At 67.8% G+C, this 25,529-nt stretch carries 18 protein-coding genes and 5 pseudogenes; 11 read left to right on the forward strand and 12 right to left on the reverse strand.

The annotated features are described in order from the left end of the window. Positions 1-76 precede the first annotated feature (76 nt). On the reverse strand, positions 77-673 hold the full coding sequence (locus tag ACTMS0_RS26855) for a TetR/AcrR family transcriptional regulator (RefSeq protein WP_441158056.1): 597 nt from the start codon (positions 671-673) through the stop codon (positions 77-79). Between the two features lie 69 nt (positions 674-742). Here ACTMS0_RS26855 and ACTMS0_RS26860 point away from each other — a divergent pair, with 69 nt between their 5' ends. Further along, on the forward strand, positions 743-1,117 hold the full coding sequence (locus tag ACTMS0_RS26860; RefSeq protein WP_441158057.1) for a nuclear transport factor 2 family protein: 375 nt from the start codon (positions 743-745) through the stop codon (positions 1,115-1,117). An 83-nt stretch (positions 1,118-1,200) separates the two neighbouring features. On the opposite strand, the gene ACTMS0_RS26865 is transcribed toward ACTMS0_RS26860, so the two are convergent. The 3 genes and pseudogenes from ACTMS0_RS26865 to ACTMS0_RS26875 form a co-directional block, all read right to left on the reverse strand. After that, positions 1,201-2,514, reverse strand: coding sequence for an ISL3 family transposase (locus ACTMS0_RS26865; protein ID WP_441158058.1), 1,314 nt, complete (start codon positions 2,512-2,514; stop codon positions 1,201-1,203). Between the two features lie 137 nt (positions 2,515-2,651). Then, positions 2,652-3,053: pseudogene (locus ACTMS0_RS26870) on the reverse strand (transposase); the annotation flags it as partial. A gap of 29 nt (positions 3,054-3,082) precedes the next feature. Beyond that, positions 3,083-4,714: a reverse transcriptase domain-containing protein gene (locus tag ACTMS0_RS26875; protein WP_441158059.1), complete on the reverse strand. Its 1,632-nt coding sequence runs from the start codon at positions 4,712-4,714 to the stop codon at positions 3,083-3,085. A 573-nt stretch (positions 4,715-5,287) separates the two neighbouring features. Between ACTMS0_RS26875 and ACTMS0_RS26880 the strand changes: the two genes are divergently transcribed. Next, positions 5,288-6,457, forward strand: a complete 1,170-nt coding sequence (locus ACTMS0_RS26880; protein WP_441158060.1) for an ISAs1 family transposase — start codon at positions 5,288-5,290, stop codon at positions 6,455-6,457. A gap of 245 nt (positions 6,458-6,702) precedes the next feature. Then, positions 6,703-7,842, forward strand: a complete 1,140-nt coding sequence (locus ACTMS0_RS26885) for a low temperature requirement protein A (protein WP_441158061.1) — start codon at positions 6,703-6,705, stop codon at positions 7,840-7,842. 400 nt (positions 7,843-8,242) lie between these two features. Here ACTMS0_RS26885 and ACTMS0_RS26890 read toward each other — a convergent pair. Both ACTMS0_RS26890 and ACTMS0_RS26895 read right to left on the reverse strand, forming a co-directional pair. Further along, positions 8,243-9,124, reverse strand: a pseudogene (locus ACTMS0_RS26890) (IS701 family transposase); the annotation flags it as partial. 149 nt (positions 9,125-9,273) lie between these two features. After that, positions 9,274-11,433: an amylo-alpha-1,6-glucosidase gene (locus tag ACTMS0_RS26895; RefSeq protein ID WP_441158062.1), complete on the reverse strand. Its 2,160-nt coding sequence runs from the start codon at positions 11,431-11,433 to the stop codon at positions 9,274-9,276. A 278-nt stretch (positions 11,434-11,711) separates the two neighbouring features. Between ACTMS0_RS26895 and ACTMS0_RS26900 the strand changes: the two genes are divergently transcribed. Then, positions 11,712-13,508: an LLM class flavin-dependent oxidoreductase gene (locus ACTMS0_RS26900; RefSeq protein ID WP_441158063.1), complete on the forward strand. Its 1,797-nt coding sequence runs from the start codon at positions 11,712-11,714 to the stop codon at positions 13,506-13,508. An 8-nt stretch (positions 13,509-13,516) separates the two neighbouring features. Here ACTMS0_RS26900 and ACTMS0_RS26905 read toward each other — a convergent pair whose 3' ends face one another. Then, positions 13,517-13,648: a hypothetical protein gene (locus ACTMS0_RS26905; protein ID WP_441158064.1), complete on the reverse strand. Its 132-nt coding sequence runs from the start codon at positions 13,646-13,648 to the stop codon at positions 13,517-13,519. A gap of 115 nt (positions 13,649-13,763) precedes the next feature. Here ACTMS0_RS26905 and ACTMS0_RS26910 point away from each other — a divergent pair. After that, positions 13,764-13,832: pseudogene (locus ACTMS0_RS26910) on the forward strand (hypothetical protein); the annotation flags it as partial. Between the two features lie 179 nt (positions 13,833-14,011). Here ACTMS0_RS26910 and ACTMS0_RS26915 read toward each other — a convergent pair. From ACTMS0_RS26915 to ACTMS0_RS26925, 3 genes are all read right to left on the reverse strand, one after another. After that, positions 14,012-14,539: a MarR family winged helix-turn-helix transcriptional regulator gene (locus tag ACTMS0_RS26915; protein ID WP_441158065.1), complete on the reverse strand. Its 528-nt coding sequence runs from the start codon at positions 14,537-14,539 to the stop codon at positions 14,012-14,014. 76 nt (positions 14,540-14,615) lie between these two features. Further along, entirely contained in the window at positions 14,616-15,416 is an 801-nt protein-coding gene (locus tag ACTMS0_RS26920) for an SDR family oxidoreductase (protein WP_441158066.1), read from the reverse strand. A 60-nt stretch (positions 15,417-15,476) separates the two neighbouring features. Then, entirely contained in the window at positions 15,477-15,869 is a 393-nt protein-coding gene (locus ACTMS0_RS26925) for a GlcG/HbpS family heme-binding protein (protein WP_441158067.1), read from the reverse strand. A gap of 551 nt (positions 15,870-16,420) precedes the next feature. On the opposite strand from ACTMS0_RS26925, the pseudogene ACTMS0_RS26930 reads away from it, so the two are divergent. Further along, positions 16,421-16,957: pseudogene (locus tag ACTMS0_RS26930) on the forward strand (transposase); the annotation flags it as partial. Positions 16,958-16,983: 26 nt separating this feature from the next. Here ACTMS0_RS26930 and ACTMS0_RS26935 read toward each other — a convergent pair. Then, positions 16,984-18,150 carry an IS30 family transposase gene (locus ACTMS0_RS26935; RefSeq protein WP_441158068.1) on the reverse strand — a complete coding sequence of 389 codons (1,167 nt, stop codon included), beginning with the start codon at positions 18,148-18,150 and terminating at the stop codon, positions 16,984-16,986. A gap of 172 nt (positions 18,151-18,322) precedes the next feature. Here ACTMS0_RS26935 and ACTMS0_RS26940 point away from each other — a divergent pair, with 172 nt between their 5' ends. From ACTMS0_RS26940 to ACTMS0_RS26950, 3 genes and pseudogenes are all read left to right on the forward strand, one after another. Beyond that, complete coding sequence (locus ACTMS0_RS26940) at positions 18,323-19,885, forward strand: ISL3 family transposase (protein WP_441158069.1); 1,563 nt, start codon at positions 18,323-18,325, stop codon at positions 19,883-19,885. A gap of 29 nt (positions 19,886-19,914) precedes the next feature. Next, positions 19,915-20,625: pseudogene (locus ACTMS0_RS26945) on the forward strand (IS256 family transposase); the annotation flags it as partial. A gap of 1,120 nt (positions 20,626-21,745) precedes the next feature. Next, positions 21,746-22,051, forward strand: coding sequence for a hypothetical protein (locus tag ACTMS0_RS26950; protein ID WP_441158070.1), 306 nt, complete (start codon positions 21,746-21,748; stop codon positions 22,049-22,051). 54 nt (positions 22,052-22,105) lie between these two features. On the opposite strand, the gene ACTMS0_RS26955 is transcribed toward ACTMS0_RS26950, so the two are convergent. Beyond that, the gene (locus ACTMS0_RS26955; protein WP_441158071.1) at positions 22,106-22,861 is read right to left on the reverse strand and encodes a cupin domain-containing protein; all 756 of its coding nucleotides are present in this window, start codon (positions 22,859-22,861) and stop codon (positions 22,106-22,108) included. A 472-nt stretch (positions 22,862-23,333) separates the two neighbouring features. On the opposite strand from ACTMS0_RS26955, the gene ACTMS0_RS26960 reads away from it, so the two are divergent. Both ACTMS0_RS26960 and ACTMS0_RS26965 read left to right on the forward strand, forming a co-directional pair. Further along, positions 23,334-24,230: a sugar phosphate isomerase/epimerase family protein gene (locus ACTMS0_RS26960; RefSeq protein ID WP_441158072.1), complete on the forward strand. Its 897-nt coding sequence runs from the start codon at positions 23,334-23,336 to the stop codon at positions 24,228-24,230. Positions 24,231-24,375: 145 nt separating this feature from the next. Then, complete coding sequence (locus ACTMS0_RS26965) at positions 24,376-25,521, forward strand: inositol-3-phosphate synthase (RefSeq protein WP_441158073.1); 1,146 nt, start codon at positions 24,376-24,378, stop codon at positions 25,519-25,521. Positions 25,522-25,529 lie beyond the last annotated feature (8 nt).

The raw sequence follows: 25,529 nt of genomic DNA on the forward strand, positions 1-25,529 counted from the left end.
GGGATTCGTGTGCTGGCGGGCTGGGTGCATGGATCAACATCGAGTGGATTCGGGAGTGGGGGGAAACCGTCGCTGATCAGGGCTCGCGGGCGCCGTAGAGGCGCGGGATGCTGTGGCGCAGCGCTGCCGCCGTCTGCTCGGTGGTCATGCGGCCGGCGGCGACCTCGCCGCCGGCTGCATGTCCGAGCGCGATGGTCGCGGAGACCAACCAGGCCGGGCTGAGGGTGTCGTCGAACTCGCCGGTGGCCTGGCCACGCCTGATCAGCCGTTCCAGGCGCTCGATGACTGCGGCATGCTGGAGGTCGGAGTCCGCCTGCTCAATCGCGGTCACCGAGGGGTGCCGGAGCAGCGGGTACCGGTCGAACAGCCGCCAGGTGACGTCCAGCCAGCGCAGCAGCGCCTCGGTGACGGTGCCGCTGTCAACGTCAGCGGCGTCGAGGGCGGCGACGGCTTCGGCGGTGATGCGGTCGATGACCGCGGCCACCAGCAGCGGCCGGGACGGGTAGTGGGCGTACACGGTTTGGCGGGTGACGCCAGCTTCGGCGGCGACCTGTTCCACCTTCGCGTCCGGATGCCGACCGAGCACCTGGACGGCGGCGTCGAGTACAGCGGTGGCGCTGCGCTCGGCGTCCGAACGCCGCCGTCGGCGCCGACCACCTGTTATCTCTGACATGTTGTCTAATCTACCGCCTAGCATTATCGTAGACACCCTGTCAAAGATAAGTCGTTTCAGGGAGATCAAATGACGCCCCGTACCGATCTGACCAGCTATCTAATCCGCTATCCGCAGGAGGCAGGGCTGGGCGACGAGGAGCCGGCGACCGTGCTGGACCGCTACCACACGCCGGACTATGAGCTGGTCAACGACGGCGTGCTGCTGGACCGGAAGCGGCTGCTGGATCACATCCGTCCGGCCCGCAAACGGGCCGCTGGTCTCCGTGTCGAGGTGGAGCAGGCGCTGGTGGACGGCGACCAGGTCGCCGCCCGGTACCGGCTCATCGCGGAGCTTCGTAACGGCGGCACCATCACCACGGAGATCTACATGTTCGGGGAGTTGGCTGCCGACGGTCGACTGCGCCGCGCCATCCAAGCCACCCGGACGATCCCATCCGAATAGTTCCACAGGTACGTCAAGCGGCGCCTCGACGGTGATGACCTCAGTGAGGTTCGCGCCCGCCCGATTGGGGCTCTGGCTTGAACTTAGCGGGCGTTGAGGTGTCCGCGTGCTTTCCGAGTCGTGGTGCAGCGGGTGCGTAAGCGCTGGTTGTTGGGGTTGCGGAAGCCGTAGGCGTCGCGGGCGACGGTTTTGATCACTCGGTTGGTGCCTTCGGAGCCGGCGTTGGTAATGCCGGCGTGCAGGAACGCGAGAATCTGCGGCCACCACACTTCGGCAGTGGTGGCGAGGCGCTCGAGCTCGGGCACGTCGGCTTCGGCGCAACGGCGGTAGAACCGATACAACAGTCGGCAGATCTGTTCGCGGTCGGGGTGGGTGCGGGCGGTGGCGAGCAGGTCGAGGAGGTCTTCCTTGGCGTTCCACGCGGCCAGGATCGGGGCGCTGATCGGCGTCGGTAAGGCGGACAGGTCATCGACCAGGGCGTCGACGTGCTCGCCGCGCATCCGTGCGGCGGAGCGGGTGAGCCGGTTGCGCAGTTCCCATTCCCGGTTGCCTTTGCGGCCGCGTCGGCCACGTTGCTGCACGGTGACGCGACGGCGGACCTCGGTGACGGTCTGGTTGGCCAGTTGAACGAGGTGGAAGTGGTCTACGACCAGGATGGCGTGCGGCAGCGCCCGCCTCACCGCGGACTTGAAAATCGTGGACATGTCGATCGCGACGTAGCGGATCTGCGCTCGCCAAGCCGGATCACGGTCGGCCAGCCAGTCGATGACCGCCTGGGCAGTGCGGCCTTCGACCTGCCCGAGTAGACCCTGGCCGCCCGTGAGGTCCACGAACCCGACGTGCCACCGGTCGACCCTGGTGCGCCACGTGTTGGTGGTCTCGTCCCACTCGAACTGGGGACGGCCTCGGCGGATCTCGTCGATACCCAACGCCCACACCGGCCCAGGCTCGGACGGCAGCACCGCCTTGGCGTGAGTGGTGAACGCTGACGCGGCCACCGGCCACGACACGTCGTGATCGCGCGCTGATTGCATGATCGTTCGGCCGCCGTCGGCCACCGCCGCGCCTGCGGCGGCCCGCAGCCGGGTCGTCAACCGGTGCCGCGCCGGCACCTGCCGTATCGCCTCGGTGAACGACCGGCGTCGGCACTCGGGCTGGTCACATCGCCACCGCCGCTTGGTCCATACCAGCTGCGGGCGTCTGCCGCCCACCGGCAGGTCCCGTGGGCGGGTCACCCGCCGCCCCTTCGACCGCCGTGACCTGGTTCCGCACTCCGGGCAGTTGCGGGCGTTCTGGTCAGCGGTGACTACCTGAACAATGGGCCCGTCCGGCCCGTCTTCTACTCCTACGACAGCCAGGCCGTCTAGGCCCAGCAGCCGGGAAGTATCGTCAACCATGCCCGTGGCTCTTCTGTTGTGATCGGCTTGCCTAGACAACACGCATGATCATCGAGGGACACGGGCACCCTCATGTCGGGGGTCCACACACGACAGATACCGGACCGGCGGACCCCCGCTAAGTTCGTAGAGCCCGGATACCTGTCGCCCCAGGCCTCGACGAACTCGGCGAACCGGGCTCGGGCCGCCGACTCGGTCGGCGCGGTGTAGACGGGCTTGAGGGCCTTGGCGATGGCGTCCCAGTGCTGCCGGCCCGCGTAGCGGAAGCTGGCTCGGAGCAGGTGGATGACGCACGTCTGCACGACCGCTTCGGGCCACACCTCGCCGATGGCGTCGGGTAGGCCTTTGAGCCCGTCGCAGACCACCATGCACGCGTCGGCGACGCCGCGGTTCTTCAGCTCGGTCAAGACCTGCAGCCAGAACTTGGCGCCCTCGCCGCCGTCGCCGGCCCACAGGCCGAGGATGTCCCGGGTGCCCTCGACCGTGACGGCCAGGGCCAGGTAGATAGGTCGGTTGGCGACCTTCCCATCGCGGATCTTGGCTCTGTCGCCGGTTGTGTGAGGAGGTCTCAGTGTGCAAGCAGGACGCGTTTGCGAAGTAGGTCGAGGCCGGCGCGGCCGAACATCTGGCGGGTGATCAGCTCTTTTCGAGGGTGATGCAGCCCGTCCGGTTGGCGGTCGTCGATGACCGCTGTTTTCTGCCGCTGTAGAGGGATGCCGCCGAACCTGGCGACCAGTGGTTTCCTGCCTTCGCGGTGCAGGGTCGCCTCGAAGCAGACCCGTGGCCCGCTCGGCGTGATGATTTTGGCCTGGTGTTTGCGGGCCATCCTCGTCGGCGTCGAGTGGTGCTTGGAGGCCAGGGTCCGTAGCAGAGAGGACAGCATGACCCACCGCAGCCGGTGAAGTCGTTGGACGTCTCCGGCGAGCAGGTAGTACTGGACGATGCCCCGATACTCAGCCCCGTAGGTCGCGACGATGGTGTAGTCGTCACGGTTCATGATCGGGGTGCGGCGCGCGGGTTGGCCGCGCTGGAGGTATCGGGCGTACTTGGCCTGGATCACCGACCGGGGCACCCGCAGAGCCACCTGACCGTTGACGTTGCGTCGGCCACGGGTCAGCTTGCGGTCATTGTGCTGGACGGTGACGTCGTAGCCGAGGAATCTCGCCGCGCCGGTGCGGGCGTGGGTGATCAGCGTCTTGGCGTGGTTCAGTTCCAGCTTGAGGTCGTCACGCAGGAACTGGGTCAGCCGCTGTTTGATCTCCTCGGCTTCGGCCTTGGGTCCGGCGAACCCGAGCAGGTGGTCGTCGGCATAGCGGATGTATCGCAGCCGGCGGTAGCCCGGGTCGTTCGGGTCCGAGCTGGGCAGAGCCAGCATCACTTTGCGCAGCGTCCTGGCTTGGGCGCGGTCGCCGCGTCTGCGGGCCTTGGCCAGCTCGTTGGCCACCTGGAGGTAGGCCGGGTTCCGGGCCCGTCGTCTCCCTCGGGTGTAGTGCGGAATCAGCACCGTCTCGACGAAGCGGTCCAGCCGGTGCAGGTAGATGTTGGACAAGATCGGGGAAGCGACCCCGCCCTGCGGCGCGCCGCTGAGCGTGGCGTTCCAAGTCCAGTCCTCCAGGTATCCGGCTTGCAGCATGTTGCGCAGCAGCCGCAGGAAGCGGTTGTCGTGGATATTCTCCGCCAGCGCGTCGAGCATGACCTGGTGGTCAAGGGACCCGAAGCAGTCGGAGATGTCACCCTCGATGAACCATGCCGTCCCGGACCAGGTGTTCGCCACCTCCCGCAACGCGGTGTGACAGCCCCGGCCGGGACGGAATCCGTGGGAACGGTCGGAGAACGACGGTTCGTAGTACGACTCCAACAGCAGCCGCACCACCTCGCCTACCAGCTTGTCCGACCAGGTCGGCAAGCCGAGCGGGCGCATTTTGCCGTTCTTCTTCGGGATGTATACCCGCTTGGCTGGGCTGAACCGGTAACGCTCGTGGCGCATCGCATCGATGATGCGTCCGATCTTGTCCAGCGACATGCCGTCCACGGTTTCCTGCGTGACTCCCGGAGTCATCGCGCCGTGGTTGGCGTAGATGCGTCCGTAGGCCAGCAGATACAACTGCGGGTTGAACAACTGTCGATACAGTTCTGTCAGCGGCAGACCCTTCCTGCCGCGCTCACGGAGGACACCCAGTACCGTTTCGGCATTCTGCATTTCGCATACCTCCCGATCTTTGGCATCCGATCACCTGGTCCCCTTCGCCCATGCGGACGGCTTTCCCGTCCTCCCTGGCAGGGCGTGACTCCTGCGACTACTACGGGACCTGCGTCGCCATAGGACTCGCGCCCCGTAGGCGATCCCACGTTCGTCCTTGTCGTACGTCCGAGCGTGACGTAGGCGGCCCACTCATCTCCTTGAATGCCCTCGCTGGGCATCGCTTCGCGTTCCGAAGGTTGCCGCGGCTATGCTTCATCACCGCTGCAGAACGCGGCACCGGTTTCAGACGCCTTTCCGGTGGATGGGAAGTTACATCGACTGGAGATTGGGCTTCAGGCAATCCAGCTTTCGCCATATCACGCGGGTCTCCCAGCGCACCGCCCCTAACGCCTGGGCCCGGCCACTGGTTTCCTGGCATGCTCTTGTCCCCCAGGGCCCCGGCAAAGTCGTGGCGGTGTCCGACTTGAGTGGACTGGAGCAGAAGCGCCGTTGTTGATGGCAGCAAGACGGGCATGACCCATTCAGAAGATCATCAAGGTTCCTACGCCGTGTTGATCGCCGAAGTGAGTCATGCCCGCCCTGCTATCATCGCTGATCTCGTCGGTGTCGCGTGCACCGGCACTGGCCGTGTCCGAAGCCGCTGGCGGACTGCTCGCAGCGCTGGCCGATCTGCCTGACCCGCGGGCCCGGCGAGGCGTCCGGCACCGGCTGACGGTCGTGGTGAGCGCTGCGGTGTGTGCGGTGGTGGCAGGCAACCGGTCGTACACCGCGATCGCTGAGTGGATCGCCGACGTGCCGGCGGCGACCGCGCTCGCGCTGGGCATGGCCTCGGACCGACGCCCGTCCGAGGCGATGATCCGTCGGCTGTTGCAGGCCATAGACCCGCAGCTACTGACCGCGGCGGTCAGCGTCTGGCTTACCGGCCGGGCTGCTGCCGGCACGTCGACGTCCCGGCGAGCGATCGCGGTCGACGGCAAAACCCTACGCGGCTCGCGCACCACCGACGCCGCGGCCCGGCATGTGATGGCCGCCTGCGATCAGGCGGTCGGCGTGATCCTGGCCAGTACCGACGTCGACGGCAAGACCAATGAGATCACCCGGTTCCAGCCGCTGCTCGACCAGATCGGCGACCTGCGCGACACCGTGATCACCGCCGACGCGCTGCACTGCCAGCGTGAGCACGTCGACTACCTCGCCGAACGCGGCGCGCACTGGATCCTGACCGTCAAGGGCAACCAGCCGAGCCTGCACAGCCAGCTCGCTGGCCTGCCCTGGCGGGCCGTCCCGGACGCCACCCGCGACACCGACCGCGGGCACGGCCGCCGCGAGATCCGCACCTTGAAGGTCCTGACCCTCTCCACCGGCATCGACTTCCCACACGCCGCCCAAGCACTGCAGATCCGCCGCCGCAGACGTCGCCTGGACCAGCCGAAACGCTTCACCACCGAGACCGTCTACGCCATCACCGACCTGCGCGTGCACCAAGCGAAACCGGCGCAACTGGCCACGTGGATTCGCGGCCACTGGTCCATCGAAAACAAGATCCACTGGGTGCGGGACGTCACCTACGACGAAGACCGCTGCCAGATTCGCACCGGAACCGGGCCCGAGGTCATGGCCGCCCTACGCAACGCCGCCATCGGCGCCCTCCGCACCGCCGGAATCGCCAACATCGCCGCCGCCAACCGACATCACGCCCGCGACAGCACCCGGCCCCTGGCCCTACTCGGCATCACCTGACGACTTTACCGGGGCCCTGAGCGGGCATGACTCTCGATTCAGACTCACCCAAACTGCTTGGCCCACCCGCCACGCCGCGTCAGCTCGTCACTCGTTGCGAGAACCCTGGGCATCGTCTTGTCGGCACCGGGAGGCGCGGCAGCGTGGTACGACTGCTTCAACGCTGCCACGAAGCCGACAGAACGGGCGAGCCGATGACGACGAGCAGGGCGGGCGAGCTGCTGCGCATGCCTGGGGATCCGCAGATGGCAACGTACCTGGAACTGTTCTTCGACCTGGCGTTTGTCTTCGCGCTCGCCCAACTCTCGCACGCGCTGATCCAGGATCTCACCTGGAGCGGCGCCTTCCAGACGCTGTTGCTGCTGCTGACAGTGTGGCGGGTCTGGTTCAACACGGCGTGGATAACCGACAGGTTCGACCCGCAACAACCGGCGATACAGCTGCTGGTCATCGCGACTTTGGTGGGCAGCCTGGTGATCGCGATCGCGCTGCCCGACGCGTTCGGCAGGCAAGGCCTGGTCTTCGCAGGGGTATTCGTCGCCCTCTTCATCGGCACCAACATCTTCCTTGTGATCGCCCTGCGGGGCCACGCACCGCGGCGCACCTCCGGGCGGATACTGTTCTGGTACGGCGTGGTCGCGGTGCCGTGGATCGCCGGGGCGCTCTCGCATGGGACGGCGCGTGTGGCGCTGTGGACACTCGCGGTGGCCCTGGACTACGCCGCATACGCGCTTTACTACCCCACGCCGGGGATCGGCCGCACGCCCCCGTCGGATTTGCCGACCGTGGCCGAACACCTGTCCGAGCGCTACCGGCAGTTCTACATCATCGCGCTCGGCGAGTTGATCCTGGTCACCGGACTGGCGCTTCGCGGCACCGCCTTCACGCCCGACCGGACCGCTGCGTTCCTCGTGGCGATCGCCACCACCGTGCTGCTGTGGCGGATCTACATCTACCGCGCCGGGGAACTGGCGGCCGCAGCCATCAAAGCGGCCCCCGACCCGGCCCGCCTTGCCGGATCGACGTCATACGCCCACATCGTCATGGTGGCCGGCATCGTCGTCACCGCCGTCGGCGACGAACTCGTCATCACCCACCCGTTCGGACATACGCAACCGGCCTGGATCGCCGTCATCCTCGGCGGACCCGCGCTCTTCCTCGCCGGGCGTGCCGGCTTCGAGTACGCGGTCTTCGCCCGCGTATCCCGGGATCGGCCGATCGGCCTGGTCGTGCTGGCCGCCCTGACACCGGCGATGCTCCTCCTGCCGCCGCTGCTGGTCGCCCTCGCCGCCACCGCAGTCCTCGCCGGGGTCGCCATCTCCGACGCCACTCGCGCTCGAGCACATCCAGCCGAACCACCGTCGCCACCAGGCGCACCATCGTGACAGGTCGCGGGCAGCTACCCCCCGGTCCGATCCACACAGAATCCCGGCCGGCCGCCGGCTGTCCGCCGGCAAGTTGTGCAAACTTTCTGTACGGGTTCAAGGCGGCCCGAAACGGGCCGCACGCGCCGCCGCCAGGGCGCGCGGCCTGCACTCCGCTGCTGCTCCACTCCGGCCACGCAACACGCCCAGTCCACTCAAGTCGGACACCGCCACGACTTTGCCGGGGCCCTGTCTTGTCCCCGATCACCTTTCGGCTTCGGGTAAGCCATTCAGACCCAGAAACCTCCCTTCGAGTTTCTCCCAACTGCGTTGGGGATACGACAAGGCGCCTCGTGGCGCACAAGCACTCCTCGACGGCCCACCGCGTGCCGGCCACGCGGATGAGTTCCTCGTCGTCGGTGTCGGCCGGTCCGTAGCACAGGTAGTAGGCGTGCTCGGTTGGGTCGGTGATCGACCGGCGGATGAGCAGCCAGCGGGTGAACCCGTGGTCGGCGGTGCCGGTGTCGGGCAGGGTGGCGACGGCCCAGTCGAACAGACGGGGTCCCTTGGCGCCGGCGCCGCAGCTGCGCCGCTTCCAGGCCGGGGCAGGGGCGGCGGCGGCCAGTTCGTCGGCGCGGGCGCTGCCGCCGCCGGTCGGGATCTTCTGGTTGCAGGCCACGGCCGGGACATAGCCCATACGCCGGCCCTGCAGCCACAGCCGAAACTTGCTGTCCTTGCCGTAGGCCTCGTCGGCGGTCACCCACCGGGCCGGCAGTCCCGCGTCCAGTGCGCGGCGCAGCATCTGCAACCCCAGTGCCGGCTTGGTCGCGAACCGCACCCTGGCGGGTACCGCGGCTTCGGTCCGCCGAGCGTCATCGGCGCACCAGCCCTGCGGCAGATACAGCTCCCGGTCGACCAAGGTGCGCCCGTGCCCGGACGAATACGCCAGGAACACCCCGAGCTGGCAGTTCTCGGTCCGGCCGGCGGTCCCAGAGTAGTACTGACGTTGGACCCCGGCGGACTTCGTTCCCTTCTTCAGGAACCCCGTCTCATCGATGATCAAAACGGCGTCGGCGTCGCCGAGATGCTCTGCGACGTAGCCGCGTAGGTCGTCGCGGACCGCGTCGGCGTCCCACGCCGACCTGTTGAGCAACCGCTGCATGCCGTCAGGGGTGTTCTCCCCGGCCGCCTCGGCCAAGGTCCAGCCATTCTTGCCAGCCAGCGGCGACAACAGGCCCAGCACATACGCCCGGGCCCGCCGGCGTGGCTCCACCCGCCGAAACCGGCCAGCGATCCGCGCCATCAGGTCATCCAGACCCGCCGCCCACCCCGAAAGATCACCTACCGCCACAAGTGCGGAAGTCTACGATGGACGGTCATGTACTCTGGTGCCTAATCCGCATCTGCGGTCCTAGCTGCGCAAACACCGCCGACGGAAGTGCGGCTGGAGTACTAGTCGGCGGGCGAGACCGTGCACTCGGAGCCCGCGGCTTCGACGTTCCACCGTCGCCCGAGCGCCGGTACGTGGTGCAGGCGGATCCGTCCGAGTTCCTCAGGGACGTGAGCGTCGGCGACGAGTCTGCCCTCCCGCGGTTCGAGGCCGAGCATCGTGCGCAGGAACTGTAGGGGAGCCCCGCTGGCCCAGGCCTGGGGGTTGCAGGCGGTCGGGTACGGCACGGGCTGCCGGCCGAATGACCGGTCGTAGCCGGAGAACGCCTCGGGAAGCCGGTGTCCGGATTGGCGGGACGCCTCCAGCATCGCCATGGCGATCCGGTTGGCCTCGCCGCGATAGCCGTACCGGGCCAGCCCGGCGGCGATGATCGAGTTGTCGTGTGGCCAGACGGTGCCGACGTGGTAGCCGATGGGGTTGTATCCAACATCGGCTGTGGAGAGCGTTCGTACCCCCCATCCCGAGAACATCTCCTCGGACATCAGGTGTCGCGCGACGAGTGCCGCGCGATCGTCGGGCACGATCCCGCTCCAGAGCAGGTGGCCCATGTTGGAGGTCAGAGAGTCGATGGGGCGCTTGTCGCCGTCGAGGCCGACGGCGTAGTAGCCGCCCCGCTCAGGGATCCAGTAGTCCTGGTTGAACTGCTCACGCAGCCGGGCCGCCTCACCGCGCAGCCGCTGGGCCAGGTCCGGATCCCGCCACGGGCCGTCGGCGAGTTCGGCCAGGCGCAGCTTCGCGTCGTAGGTGTAGCCCTGCGTCTCGCAGGTGGCGATGGGAAGCACCGGAATGGCGCCGTCAGCGAACTGCACGCCGTCGGGCGAGTCTCGCCAGCACTGGTTGCCGAGACCCTGGGCGGAGCGGGTGGCATATTCGACGTATCCGTCGCCGTCCCGATCGCCGTACTCGTCGATCCATCGCAGCGCGGCTTCGGCGTTGCCCCGCAACCGGCACGTGAACTCGTCGTCGCCGGTCCACCGCCAGTGCTCGGACAGCAGGATCAGCCACAGCGCCGTGGTGTCCGCCCCGCCGTAGTACGGGCGGTAGGGTTTGAGGCCGAGCTGGGTGAGCTCACCCGTGCGGTACTCGTGGAAGATCTTGCCCGGTTCCCGATCGGTGAAGTCGTCGAAGGTTGTCGCCTGGTGGGCGGCCAGCACGGCCAGGGCCCCGCGGGCGACATCGGGACCGCAGGGCATGCACTGGTAGCCGGTGATCACCGTGTCGCGACCGAAGGCGGTGAGGAACCACGGCAGGCCCGCGGCGATGAGAATCACCGGTTCGCCTGCGATGGTCTTTTCCAGGCGCATGGACACGAGATCGATCGCGGACTGGTGGTAGACGTCGCGGAGCAGGTCCACGTCCGCGTGCAGGTGCGGCTTCTCCGCCGCCCAACGGGTCGACGGGTCCTCCGGTCCGTGATCGAACGCCTCGTCGAACCCGCGCACCGTGGGCCGGAAGCGTTGGTCGCCGCAGCGCAGCGGAACGCGCAGCTCACAGCCCCACTGCTGTCCCCGCTCGAGGCGCACATCCCACACGAGGGCGTCGCCATCGATCACGTCGGCCGGCGGGTCGGCCTCGACGCGTACCGAGGCCGCGTAGCTGCCGTTGCAGTATCGGAACTCGAGCGCCGCGCCGTCCGGTTCGTGCCGGCGGGTGATGTCCGCGGTGCGGTCCCGGCCTGACTCCTTGATCTCGAACAGGTCCGCGAAATCCGTCGTGACAGCCAGGCGCAGCCGGATGGACACCGGCTCGACGCCGAAGTATCGCAGCTCGACGCGTTCGTAGAGGCCGTCGCCGACGAAGCGCTGCCGTCGCACGCCCACCCGGTTGGCGGGCAGGTGGGCCAGATCGGAGTTGGCCAGGAAGAACGCCGCCGAATAGGCATCGACGGTTCCCGACGACAGCACCAGCAGCGGTGCGTCGTCGATCGACAGCTCCCACTGGCTGAGGAACCGAGTGTCGTCGTGCACCAGGCCACCGATGGAGCCTCTCGGCACGTCTCCGCGGGCGTCGGAGAACATGAAGGTGCGCCCCTCCAGCACGCCGATGGCGTCCGGCCCGAGCTCCGGCGGCAGGTCCCGGCCGGCGCCGCTGGAGACCGCCAGCGGCCCCGGTGCTTCCGGCATCGGGTCGGCGGGGGTTGGTCGCCGTGCTGCCGCGGTCATTCAGACCTCCTCACGTCCTTGACGGGGTTCGCCCGCGCCGGGCGTAGCTGACAGCGGAAGGCCGTCGCCCGGTCCACTGGCACGGTCCGGCAGTGCCGAACCCGAGGGTTCCCGGCCAGGCGCAGGTCAAGCCCGTCGCACCCGTTGCCTCCGGCTGCGCCGCAGAGCCACCACTGCCCGGACATGATCTTTAACTCAGAGGTATGTTGTTAGACAAAATATTTGTTGACCAGACTTCATGTCCTACACAAACGATTGTTCAGCGGAGAGTGAGCGAGATGCCCGATTACGGTCACGGACTCCTGTTCGGAACGTTCTTGACGCCGAACGCGCAGGACCCGGACCGGGTGATGGCGCTGGCTGGGCTGACCGAGGCGGCGGGGCTGGATCTCGCCACCTTCCAGGACCATCCGGACAATGCCGGGCTCGTCGACACCTGGACTCTGCTGAGTTGGGTGGCGGCCCGTACGGAGCGGTTGCGGGTCTCGGCGAATGTGCTGAACCTGCCGCTGCGCCCACCGGCCGTCCTGGCCCGGGCCACGGCGACCCTGGACCGGCTCTCCCACGGCCGGTTCGAACTCGGCCTCGGCGCCGGCGCGTTCTGGGACGGCATTGAGGGCATGTGCGGCCGCCGGCTGACCGCGGGGCAGAGCGTCGCGGCCCTGCGCGAAGCGATCGACGTCCTGCGCGGTGTCTGGGACGACGCCGCGCCGGGTCCTCTGCGCCACGACGGCCCGTACTACCCGATTCCGGGCATGCAGCGCGGCCCAGCGCCGGCTCACCACATCGACATCTGGCTCGGTGCCTACCAACCTCGGATGCTGGCGTTGACCGGCCAGAAGGCCGACGGCTGGTTGCCGAGCCAGGAATACCTCCGGTCGCCGGACCGGGTGACCGCGAACCGGCTGATCGACGAGGCGGCGGTCGCCGCGGGGCGCGACCCACGGGAGATCCGCAGGCTACTCAACCTGCTCAAGGTCGACGTGTCGTCGGGCGACCGCGGCTTCCTGCAGGGGCCGCCCGAGCAGTGGGTCGAACATCTCCTCCCGCTGGTCCTGGAGGAAGGTTTCAGCGCCTTCCTGATCGGCCGCGACGACCCACGTCTCATCCAGACCTTCGGGCAGGAGATCGCCCCCGCGCTCCGGGAGGCAGTGGCCAGGGAACGCACCGGAACCGGGACCACGACGGGCCGGGCGCGGTCGACCGTCGCCCTGGCCAAGCGTCAGCCCGGCGTCGACTACGACGCGCTGCCCGCGTCGCTCGCCGCCACGGCCGTCGAGCCCGGCGATCTGGAGTACGACCGCGTGCGCCACAGCCACAGCTGGCAGGGCTCACCGGCCGTGGTGGTCCGACCCGAGAGCGCCGCCGACGTGGTCGACGCCGGGGTGTGGCTGGTCGAGCTGACCGCCCTGCGCACGTACGCCCGGACGCAGCACATCCCGCACGCCGTGCGCAGCGGGAGACACGGCATCAGCGGCCGGTCCACCAACGACGGCGGAATCGTCATCGACATGTCCAGGATGAACAAGGTCCAGGTGGTCGACCGGGCGACCCGCCGGATCCGGCTGGAACCGGAGCCCGCTGGGACACGTCGCCCAGGCGCTCGCTCCGTACGGCCTGGCGATGAGCTCGGGGGACTACGGCGACGTGGGCGTCGGCGGCCTCGCCACCACCGCCGGTATCGGATACCTGTGGTGCGCAGGTACGGCCTGACCATCGACCACATCGTCGCCGCCGAGATCGTCACCGCGGACGGCCGCCTGCTCCGCGTCGATGACGAGCATCGCCCCGACCTGTTTCTGGGCCGTCCGGGGCGCCGGCGGCAACTTCGGCGTCGTCACCGCCTTCGAGCTGGAGGCGTACGAGGTCGACAACGTCGTCTACGCCCAGCTCGTCGCGGACGCGACCGACGCCGCCCACCTGCTGCGCCGTTGGGGCCAGCTCGTCGAGGATGCGCCGCGGGAACTGACCAGTTTCCTCTCGCTGTTTCCCGGCCGCCGCGGCAACCCGCCGATGGCCCAGGTCACCCTCGTCTACGCCGGAGTGGACGTCGAGGCGGCGCAGTCCAGCCCTGAGCCCGTTCCTAGAGGTCGGGCCGATCCTGGACCAACAGGCGCAGCTGGTGCCGTATCCGGCGATGTCGTTTGAGATCGGCCTGATCACCTTCGGCGAACTCACCGCCGACCCCGGCACCGGGCGGCTTGCCGAGCCGCACCAGCAGCTGCGTGGCGTCATCGAACTCGCCGAGGTTGCCGACCAGGCGGGCCTAGACGTCATCGGCGTCGGCGAGCACCACCCACCGCTCGGACTTCGTCGCGACGGCGCCACCGATGGTGCTGGCGGCGAAGGCCGAGCGTACCAGGCGGATCCGCCTGACCAGCGCCGTCACCGTGCTCAGCTCCGACGACCCGGTCCGGGTCTGGGAGCAGTTCGCCACCCTCGGCCTGCTCCCCGGCGGGCCGCCGGGAACGGACGACGGTGACGTCGTGATCGCGGCGGTGGATCGCGGTGCCGGGTCTTCGGAAGTAGCGCTGGGCCGCGACGAGTCGCGGTCGCCCGGACGACCGGCCGGTTCGAGTCAGCCGGCGGACTGCTCCGCTGGAGGAAGGACGCTCGCCACCGCGGCGCACGGATTCGTCGCCGGCGCGGCAGCGTGGATCGCCTCGGCGGCGCGCTCGGCGAAATCACGGAAGGCGCCGCGCTGCTCCTCGGGCAGCCCACCCAGCACGCGGTCCTCGGCGTGCGCAACCCAACGCTCTGCCTCGGCGAGTACCTGCCGCCCGCGCTCGGTGGCCACGATGCGGCGGGCGCGTCGGTCGCGGGAGTCCAGTCGCCGCTCGATGAGGCCGGCGTTCTCCAGGTCGTCGATCACGTACGTCAGCACACTGCGGTCGATCGCCAGGCGGGACGCCAGGGCGCCCTGCGTCGGCACCTCCTCGTGTACAACCACGGCCAGGATGTGGTACCCGCGACTGCCGTGCGGCAGGGCCTTCAGCGCCTGCTCGACGTACTCGTGCCACCGGCGCAGCACCATCCCGAGCGACCAGCCGAAGTTCGAACCGCGCTTGCGGTCGGCTGGCAGCTCGCAGGGGTCGGCGGCGGACATGCGCGAATTCTACCGGTCAGTATGTTGATCCCAATATGGGTTGTCGGCCAAAAGTTTTGCCGAGCGACCTCGCCGGTCAGATGCGCGCCTCCCACTTCTCGGCCTGGTCCTTCTTCACCTCGTCCTCGACGAACTGCGGGATCACGTTGCGATACTTGCCCTCACCGGAGGGGATGATCTTGACCATCGCGTCGATGAGTTCCGCCGGGTCGAGCTTGCCCGACGGCGTTTCGAGCAGGCTGTCGAACAGCGCCCGCAGGTCCGCTCGCTTGGTGAAGTTCTTGGAGTCGTCGAGCCAGCGGAAAGGCGTGTCGGCCATCGTCTCGTTGAATCCGGTGAAGTAGGCGCCGGGGTTGATGGTCTGGACCTTGATGCCGAACGGGGCCAGTTCCTGGCGCAGTGACTCCGCCATCCCTTCGATGGCGTGCTTCGTCGCGGTGTAGGCCGCGTAGCCGGGAGGGGTGAACAAGCCGCCCATGGAGGAAGTGAAGACGATCTTCCCGGCCTTCTTCTCGGCGACCCAGCGCTTGACGAAGCCCTGCGTCAGCAGGAGGGGTTGGAACATGTTCGTCTCGAAGGTGCGCCGGACCAGATCCAGCGGAATTTCCGAGATGGGCCCGCACTCACCGATGGCCGCGTTGTTGACCAGGATGTCGATGTCCCAGGTATGGGCGTAGGCCAGATCGTAGTGATCGTGCAGATCCAGCTTCTCGACCCGCAGCTGGACGCCAAGATCCTGAGCCTTCCGACGCAGGTGGCTGACCTGCGGTGCGATTTGAGCGGTCGCGATGACGTTGTGGCCCGCCCGGGCCAGACCGATGGCGGCACCCTCGCCGAAGCCAGAGCCGGCGCCGGTGATCAAAATGGTCTTGGCCACGCTTGTTCCCTACCTCCCGTGAACACCTTCGCCGTTGCCGAGGATGCGCCTTCAAGCGAGTCAGATGGAGAACGCTTCGGCTCCGGCCCGAGCAATCTCAAGATCTTGGGAAACCTGTCCCCCGGAGACACCGATGGCGCCGCACGTCGTTCCCGATGCCGACTTGAGTGGCAGGCCGCCGGCAAAAGTCACAAGGACCTCGTTGGTGAGTTCGAGTCCCGCCGATGTCCCGCCCGGCTTGACGAAATCCCAGAGCGCCTCGCTCGGAGACTCGAACAGGACGGCGCTCTTCGCCTTCTTCATCGCCACGTCGATCGAACCCAGGAACGCGCCATCCATCCGCGCGAAGGCCTTCAGGTGCGCACCCGCATCGAGTACGGCGATGCACACCGCGATGCCGAGCTCGTTCGATTTGGTGGTGGCGGCGTTCAGTATCCGCTGAGCTTGAGCCATGTCCAGAACGGCGACTCACCCCCGGGTTGCAGCGGTGACCTGCAAGCTGAGCGGTAGCTCCGGGCGGCTGCTCCAGAGACGAGAGCAACCGCATGCAGGCCTCCCCGTCATGTTATGGGTTCGGCCCACCCTGTTGGCGGAAATCGACAGTCATCAGTCGGCCACACTCGCCTGATATGGAGTTGAGGGCCGCTCCTGGGCGTGATCTGCGTCGTGTCACGGTTGGCTCGCCGCTGGCCGGCTATCGCTGGTTCCAACGTCTACCCGACAGTCTCACCGTCAATGACATCAACGCAGCGGTCTATGCGGATCAAGCACCTAACCGCCGACCACCACCCCGCCGAAGCGGTGCCGCTTATCCGCGCGGCCGTTGTGGAGCTGTACCGGGCGCGATGAGTTGGCGACGGGGCGACGGCTGATCCGCTGCTGTGGGCGGCGGTCCCGTAGTAGCTCGTCGCCCCGTCGCCACTTCCCGAAGCGCGGGACTGTGGATCTAACGGTGTTTCCGGCCTGACCCGCCGGGCGTAGTGCCCGGCGAGGAAGGTGCCGTGATGACCGCGACACTGAACGATGTGACCCCACGGAAGAGGAAGCCGGAGCCGTCGGCGGAGGAACAGGCCGCCGCCGACCTGGTCCGGCTGGCCAAGGAACAGGGCTTGTCGCTGACCGGCCCGGACGGGCTGCTCAAGCAGTTGACCAAGACGGTGCTCGAGACCGCGCTGAACGAGGAGATGACAGAGCACCTGGGCTATGAGAAGTACGATCCGACCGGCGTGAGGTCGGGCAACATCCTCAACGGCACCCGGTCGAAGACGGTGCTGACCGAGGCGACTGGTCATGTCGAGATCGACGTGCCGCGTGATCGAGCGGGGACGTTCGAGCCGCAGATCGTGCGCAAGCGGCAGCGCCGGTTGTCCGGGGTTGACGAGGTTGTGTTGTCGCTGTATGCCAAGGGGCTGACGACCGGGGAGATCTCGGCGCACTTCGCTGAGATTTACGGGGCGTCGGTGTCGAAGGAGACGATCTCCCGGATCACCGACAAGGTCATCGAGGAGATGACCGACTGGTCGCACCGGCCCTTGGACCAGAGGCGGTTTCCAGCGAACGTTGCGAATCATGTCGTCGATTGACGTTGCCATCGTCGCATCATCTGGTTGGGGCTGCTGTCGTTGAGGCACAGACGTGGCCGGTCGTTGAGTTCGGCGGCGATCCGGTCGAGCTGGCAGTTGGTCCAGAGGTCGAGGTCTGTTCCTTTGGGCAGGTACTGGCGCAGCAGTCCGTTGGTGTTCTCGTTGGTGCCGCGCTGCCAGGGCGAGTGCGGGTCGGCGAAGTAGATCTTCAATCCGGTGGCATGCTCGATCCGCGCGTGGTGGAACATCTCATTGCCCTGGTCCCAGGTCAACGACCGTCGCAGCGGAGGTGGGAACTGGGTGAAGGCGTCGATCAGGGCGTCGCCGACGGACCGGGCGTTGTGCCCGCTGGGCAGCCGGACCAGGACGGTGAGTCGGGTCTTGCGTTCTACCAGTGTCGCGATCGCTGAACGTTGACCGGCGCCGACGATCAGGTCTCCTTCCCAGTGCCCGACCTGCCGGCGGGTGGCGACACTGGCGGGTCGCTGCCGGATCGACTTCATGTTGGTGGATTGCTTCAGAGCCCCCTCGCGGGATCGGCCTCGGCCTCGGCGGTGTCGGTAGGTGCGGCCGGTGCGCAGGTTGGCCGAGTCGCTGGGCAGGATCAGACCCCGGTAGACGGCCTCGTAGATGGTCTCAGCACACACGTGCCAGGCCTGACGACGGCGATAGCGGCGACGAAGCCATCGGCTGATCTGAGGTGGCGACCAACGCCGTCGCAGCCTGTCGGCAACCGCCTCCCGCAACGCGGCATCGATGACGAACAGGCGAGGCTTCGGGCGCCGGCGCCGCAGGTACGCCTGATTGTGGGCATACCACGGCTGGTAACGACCATCCGGCTTCCGGTTTCTGGCGATCTCCCGGTAGACGCTCTGGTAGCTCTTCCCGATCCGAGCGGCGATTGCCTTGACCGGCTCCCCGCGGGCGAGCCCGTCCGCGATCTCGATCCGGTCGTCCTGGTTCAGGTACCGCGGGCTAATCGGTGTCTCCACGAAACTCACGCGGCCAGCGTCGATGAACCACAACGACCCGCAGCTCAACGACACACCCACCCGCTCAGCGGCAGCCGCTCCCGACAGACCAGTCCTAATCAACTCGAAGTACTGACGCTTGATCGCCGTCGGCATCTTGTTCGGCGCGTACCTCGGCATACGAACCCCTCTGTTCGGGATTCGCAACGTTCGCTGGAAACCGCCAGATCTACGCTGCGCTGTTCATCGACGCCATCGTGGTCAAGGTCCGGGCTCTGTCGCCGATCTTGTGATGTGGACGGTTCCATCCCGGGTAGGGCAGTTTCGTTGATCATGTTCAGCGTGTTCGCTTGTGGAGCAGCTACTGCCGCATCTGTCGGGTCTGTCGATCGAAGCTGTTGAGCAGCGTGACGGCGTAGTGGTGCTGTCGGGTCGGGCTCGGGCCGCGAGTGGGCGGTGCGGCCGTTGCCAGCAGCGGTCGGGCAGGGTTCATGGGCGTTATCAGCGGCGGCTGCGGGATGTCGCGATAGCGGGGATGGGGTTGCTGCTTCAGGTGCAGGTCCGGCGGTTTCGCTGCGACAACACCGGCTGCCCGGCGAAGACTTTCGCCGAGCAGATCGGTGGGTTAACCGCGCCGCATGCGCGGTTGACGCCGGGGCTGCGAGGAATGCTGACGCAGATCGGTTTGGCGTTGGCTGGCCGGGCCGGTTCCCGGCTGACGTCGGTCATCGGGACGGCCGTGGGCCGCGACACGTTGTTGCGGCTGGTTAGAGCGTTACCCGATCCGCTGATGTCACCGATTACGGTGCTCGGCGTCGACGATTTCGCGTTCCGCCGGGGGCGTCACTACGGCACCGTGCTGATCGACATGACCAGCCACCGTCCGGTCGACATGTTCGACGGCCGTGACGGCGACAGCCTCGCCGCGTGGCTGCGGCAGCACCCCGAAGTTGAGGTGATCTGCCGCGACCGCGCTGGCGGCTATGGCGAAGGCGCCAGCGCCGGTGCCCCGGACGCGTTGCAGGTCGCGGACCGGTTCCACCTCTGGCAGAACTTGGGCCAGGCGGTCGAGAAGACCGTCAACGCGTATCGGTCCCGGCTCGTCGCCCCGGCACCGCCACCAGCCGACGACACCATGCCCGCCGAGGTGCAGCCGCTACCCGAGAAGAAGATCGTGACCCGCCTTCGTGAACACCACACCGCCGTTCACCAACTGGCTGCTCAGGGACTGAACAAGTCGGCGATCGGCCGCAAGCTCGGCCTGCACCAGGCCACGGTCCGCAAATACTTGAACGCCGCCAGCGTCGCCGAGCTGACCGCCGTCACCGAGCAACGCGCGCACCTGGTCGACGACTACGTCGCCCACCTGCACCAGCGCTGGAACGAGGGAGAACGCAACGCCACTCAGCTGTTCCGTGAGATCAAACAGCAGGGCTATCCCGGCGGGGAACTGGCCGTCCAGCGTTACCTACGCCGCTTCCGCAAAGGCTTCGGCCACGCCCCGCACCCCGGCCCGAAACCGGCGTCAGTGCGCCAGGTCACCTCATGGATCATGACCCATCCCGACCATCTCGACCCCCGCGACACGGCCAAGCTGCGCGAGGTTCGCAGCCGCGATCGGGACTTCAACCGGCTGGTCAAACACGTGCGAGCCTTCGCGGTCATGATGACCGGCCGACACGGCGAGCGCCTCGACGCATGGATCACCGCCGTCGAACACGACACCCTCACGCCCCTGGCCGGGTTCGCCCGCAACCTGCGCCGCGACTTCGACGCCGTCCGCAACGGCCTGACCCTGCCGCACAGCTCCGGCCCGGTCGAAGGCAACATCAACCGCCTCAAGATGATCAAACGTCAGATGTTCGGCCGCGCCAGCCTCGACCTACTTCGCAAACGCGTCCTGCTCGCGCACTGAGACCTCTTCACACAACCGGCGACAGAGCCAAGATCAGGGATGGTCAGGTCGCGAACCGGCCGATCTACCTGGCCATGGCGGTCACCGTCGACGGGCACCGCGACATCCTCGGGATCTGGGCCGGCGACGGCGGCGAAGGGGCGAAGCACTGGCTGCACGTGCTGACCGAGCTGAAGAACCGCGGCGTCGCTGACGTGCTCATGCTCGTCTGCGACGGCCTCAAAGGCCTGCCGGAGGCGGTCGAGACGGTCTGGCCGCGCACCATCGTTCAGACCTGTGTGGTGCACCTGCTGCGCAACTCGTTCCGGTACGCGGCCCGGCAGGACTGGGACAAGATCGCCAAGGCGCTCAAGCCGGTCTACACCGCGGCGACCGAGGACGCTGCCACCGAGCGGTTCATGGAGTTCGCCGACGCCTGGGGCAAGAAGTATCCGGCGATCGTGAAGATGTGGTCCGACGCGTGGGCCGAGTTCGTGCCGTTCCTCGCCTTCGACGTCGAGATCCGCAAGGTCATCTGCTCCACGAACGCGATCGAGAGCGTCAACGCCCGCATCCGCAAGGCCGTCCGCGCCCGCGGGCACTTCCCGAACGAGGCGGCCGCGCTGAAGTGCGTCTACATGGCGTTGATGAGCCTCGACCCGACCGGCGCCGGCCGTCGGCGGTGGACCATGCGCTGGAAGGCCCCGTTGAACGCCTTCCAGATCGCCTTCGAAGGCCGGCTCACCCCGGCCAACCACTGACCACCTCAACAACCAAGATCAGCCGTTAACTTGACACTCCCGATCCCGCCGTTCATCGCCGTGCTGACCGGCAGGACCAGTAGACGAGAGACGCGGTCTCGGCAAGATCGTCGTGAGCGTGAACGCCTGGCCAGTGACCGTTGACCCCGGAGGCTCCCGACCTGCTCCCACGGCCCGGCGGTCAAATGGGCGCGCTCACGGACGCCGCGCCTTGTCAGCGGCAGATACGGACACCCGGTTGTGTTGAAGTCGCTGTCCCCAGACAACATCGGTGCTCGCCGCAGATTAGGCGACGTCGTTGGTAGCCAATCGCCAGCGCCGTGCGGACATCCGCGCTGGTCAGGAAGCCTGTACGGTCGGTGAAGGCGTCGCGGAACGCCGGGTAGTACTCGTGCAGCAGCGATTCGCAGCGCGGCGGGCTGCGTCAATCCAGGGAGCTACGGTGATCGCAGGGGCGCGAGTTGCACGGTCCAAGTCCGGGCTGTCCCGACGACCGCAATTGCCCGGCAGAGGAGGTCGCAGCCCAGCTGCGGACTTCCTTCTGCGAAGCCGCGGTTGATGAAGCTGATCGCTCTCGGGTGGTCACCCGCTTCAAGAGCATTCTCCAGGCCGGTGGCCAAGACGGCGGCGAGCGCGGCGTGGAAACTGTCTGCCCCTCTTTCGCGGAGGGTTTTGGCGGGCTCGCGCAATGGTGACGGAGAGACCGTGGGCGGGGCTAACACGAAAGTCATGTCCTTCTCCTGTGGTGTCGGTGTTGCTCGGGTCGGGCCAGCCAGATTGGCGCCACTTGCCGCAGCCGTGCCGCAACGGCCTCGTCGCACCGCGCTGGGCGGGATTGGCTGACTGTTGCCGCAAGGTAGCGGCTGATAACACGGGCATGATCGCTGACGGAACGCCAACGCTGGGCGAGGCGATTCGGCGGGACGCCGAGTCTCAGGTGCTCCTCGAGACGCTGGAGAACCTGGCTTCGTAGTGCCTCGTCCTTGCACGTTGATCGTGTGATTCGTCGGTCCTGAGGATCAGTCGGGCAGGCTGTCTCCCAACGGTGGGAGGTGGTGGCCGGTGGGCAGACGCCCGGAGGTGTTGCTACCGCCACGAGGCGAACCGCATCATCGCCGCCATGCTCGATGCCGCCCGATGTACCGGTTTCCGGCTGCCCGAAGCCTTTTCCGGCTACGACCGGTCCTTCAGTCGAATACCCGTGCGCTACCCGACTGCCTGCAGCCCACAAGCCTGGGCGAGCGGGGCTCCCCTGCTCTTCCTGCGCACGATGCTCGGACTCGGCGCCCGCGACGCCGAACTTGTACTGGATCCCGAGCTTCCCGAGAACTTCGGCCGGATCCAACTGCTCGGTACGAACGCCTTCGGCAGGCGTTGGGACCTTGACATCAACGGCAAACAATGGAGCATACAGCCCGCAACGTAAGCCGCGGTCCTGATAAGACTCTGTCCGGCGTCGGCAAGGCCTCTGTCTTCCCGGTCAGGCCACGGGATAGGTGTCCAAGAGGCCACACATGCCGTGGCGGCCCCGGTCGTGTGGCTCGGCGAACTGGTAGACCTCCGCTTGGACCAGATGCGGTGCCTCGCCGCGAGCGAGGGCGTCAAGCTGGTGTTCGGTCTCGTTGGCCGCCCGCAACGCTCCGCCCCGCCACCTGACCCGCCAACGCTCCAGGTGCGGTCGGACGAGGCGTACCGCCGCGGCGTGGAACTCGCGCAGCGGGGCGAAGTCGCCGGCGGCCGCAGCGGCCCGTAGCCGTTCGAAGCCACGTACGGCCAGGTCGCGCCGGGCGTAGGTGGCACTCAGGTCGGTACCGGGGGCGCCGCCGCCGGGCAGCGTGGTCGCGGCTGCGTACGTCGCGGGGTCGGTGAGCTGGTCTGGTGGGAGGGTCAGGACGGCGTCGCCCGCTTCCGGAAGGCCGCTGTTCTGCATCAGCACGATGATTTCCAGCCCGCCGTGGTTGACCAGGCGGTGGATGGTGCCTGGGGCGAACCAGACGACGGCCCCGGGGCGTAGCGGGGTCTCCCGATAGCCAGCAAGCGTCAGAGTCTGCACGAGCCCCGATCCGGCGATTACCACGTACGCCTCGGCGCAACACAGGTGCAGATGCGGGGTGCCGCCGATCTCGCCGTCCGGAGCGATGGTGTCGTAGACGCAGAGCCGGGACACGCCCACCCCGCCGGGCAGCGGCACGGGGGGCATCGCCACGGTGTGGCCGAGGTCGGGCCGAACGGCCATGGGGGCCCACCTTCCTCAGGAAAGGGTTTTCCCTAGGCCCGACGCTACTGTCACGCGGTACAACCGTCAACATCGGAACGGCGACGTCGCGCCACCCGTCCCCTGCACTCCGCCGGCCCTCCACTCCTCCGGCTTCATGCCGAGCCCGCCCCGGAGATGCTGCTGGAGAGTTTCGGGAAGGTTTCACCGGTGGCTCTTGACGTTTGCTGCAAGCCCTCCATATCCTCCGGGCAAGCGCTTTCCCATCCAATGCCCCTTCCATGGCGGCAGGAGACAGACACGCCACAGGTACCGCTGACCAGGGCCTGTTGGCCCTTCACTTCGTCCATCAGCGACAACCGAACGCGCCGGACCACCCATCGAGCTCACGGGGAGCCCCGAGGTTTCGCCCTCGCACAACAGCCGCCTGCATCGCGCGAGACGACCAACTCGCCGTGGCAGGCAGCACCACACCTTCCAGGAAAGGACGAGGATGTCTACGACCTCACAGCCCATGGAACGCCGCAACTTCCTACGCGCCGCAGTGGCCACCGCCGCCGGAGTGGGCCTCGCCGGCCTCGGATCCGGCATGGCGATGGCCGGCGCACCCAGCCTGCCCGAGAATGAGGCGCAGCGACGCATCCCGTCCAATGCGCTCGGCATGCACACCTTCACCATGCGGGGATCCATGGCCCAGGACGCCGCCGGGACCTATGCCCGCCTCGCGCAGATCGGCTACCAGACCATCGGGCTCAGCGGCCGGGCCGGCCACAGCGCCGCCGCGCATCGGCAGATGATGGATGCCGTCGATCTCAAGTGCAAGTACGAGCACGTCCAGTACACGCGGATGTTCGACCGCTGGGAGGAGGTGCTCGAGGAAGTCCGGATCCTGGGCGGCAAGTATGCCGTCTTCAGCTCGCTGCCCGGCTCGTACCGAGGCAGCGTCGACGCCTACAAGCGGGCCGCCGAGGAGATGAACATCGGCGGCCAGGTCGCCCGCCAGTACGGCCTGGAGCTGCTCTTCCACAACCACGGCCATGACCACGAGGTGGTGGACGGACAGAACCTCTACGACATCCTGCTGGAGGAGACCGAACAGCACCTGGTGGGCTTCGAGCTCGACACGCACTGGATGGTCAAGCCTGGTTACGACCCGGTCGACTACCTCCTGGGCTACCCCGGCCGATTCCCGGTCTTCCACGTCAAGGATATGGGCGCCGACGGGTCCTTCCAGGACGCCGGAGCCGGGATCCTCGACTTCCCGCGGATCTTCGCCGCCGCCCACCAGGGTGGCATCAAGCAGTGGATGGTCGAGCACGACCGGCCGCCGATCTCCGAGTGGTACACCGCGCAGGCCTGCTACGACTACCTCTCGACCGTGAGGTTCTGACACACCCGTCCGAACCATCAGGAGGCGTTCACCTGATGTCCGCGGAACCGCCGGCCTGAGACGACCGCATGACGCGGCCGCCCAGGCCGGCGCTTCCGCATCCCCTGCGGCATGCCGCAGTTTCGATGCCAAAGGCAGGAGCACCATGGGTACCGGTATCTGGCTGGTGGGGGCACGCGGCTCCGTCGCCGTCACCAGCATCGTCGGGGCGCTCGCCCTGCGCGCCGGGCTGGCCGGGCCGACCGGCTGCGTCACCGAGTTGCCGGCGCTACGCAGCCCGGCCCTGCCGGGCTACGCCGACCTGGTCTTCGGTGGCCACGACGTGGCGGCCACGCCGTTGACGAAGAAGGCCGAGGCCCTCGCCGCCGCCGGCGTAGTGCCACCGCGCCTGGTGGCCGCGCTGCTCCACGACCTCGCCGCCGTCGAGGGGGACGTCCGGCCGGTACCCACGGGTGGCCGGCAGGCCGACGTGGCCGCCGCGCTCGCCGCCGACCTCGAGCGGTTCCGGGAGCGGCACGGGCTGGACCGGGTGGTGGTGGTGAACGTGTCCTCCACCGAGTCCGTCCCGCCGCCGCATCCGGCGCATGCGGATCTCGCCGCGCTCGAGTCGGCCATGGCGGTCGAGGCCGGTGTGCTGCCGGCCAGCGCGATGTTCGCCTTCGCCGCGTTCACCGCCGGCTGCTCCTACGTCGACTTCACCCCGTCGACCGGCGCGCGACTGCCGGCCCTGGCCGAGCTGGCCGAGCGGGAACGGCTGCCGTACGCCGGCCACGACGGCAAGACCGGCGAGACGCTGGTCAAGTCCGTGCTGGCGCCGATGTTCGCGATGCGGCATTTGGTCGTACGGACCTGGTCCGGGGTCAACCTGCTCGGCGGCGGCGACGGCGCGAACCTCGCCGAGCCGGCGGCCAACGCGGCAAAGGCGGCCAGCAAGCAGCGGGTGCTCGGCGAGACCCTCGGCTACGTGCCGCAGGGTGGCACCCGGATCGAGTTCGTCGAGGAGTTGGGCGACTTCAAGACCGCGTGGGACCTGGTCACCTTTTCCGGTTTCCTCGGTACGCCGATGCGGATGGAGTTCACCTGGCACGGCTGTGACTCCGCGCTGGCCGCCCCGCTGGTGCTCGATCTCGCCCGGCTCACCGCCGCCGCGCACGCGGCGGGCCGCACCGGGCCGCTCACCGAGTTGGCGTTCTTCTTCAAGGACCCGCTCGGCGCCGCTCCTCACTCGCTGACTGAACAGTGGAGCCTGCTCTGCGACTTCGTCCGGCAGCTTGACGCAGATCTGAGCTGAGGTGGGTG

Source organism: Micromonospora sp. H33 (assembly GCF_052068455.1).
GTDB lineage: Bacteria > Actinomycetota > Actinomycetes > Mycobacteriales > Micromonosporaceae > Micromonospora.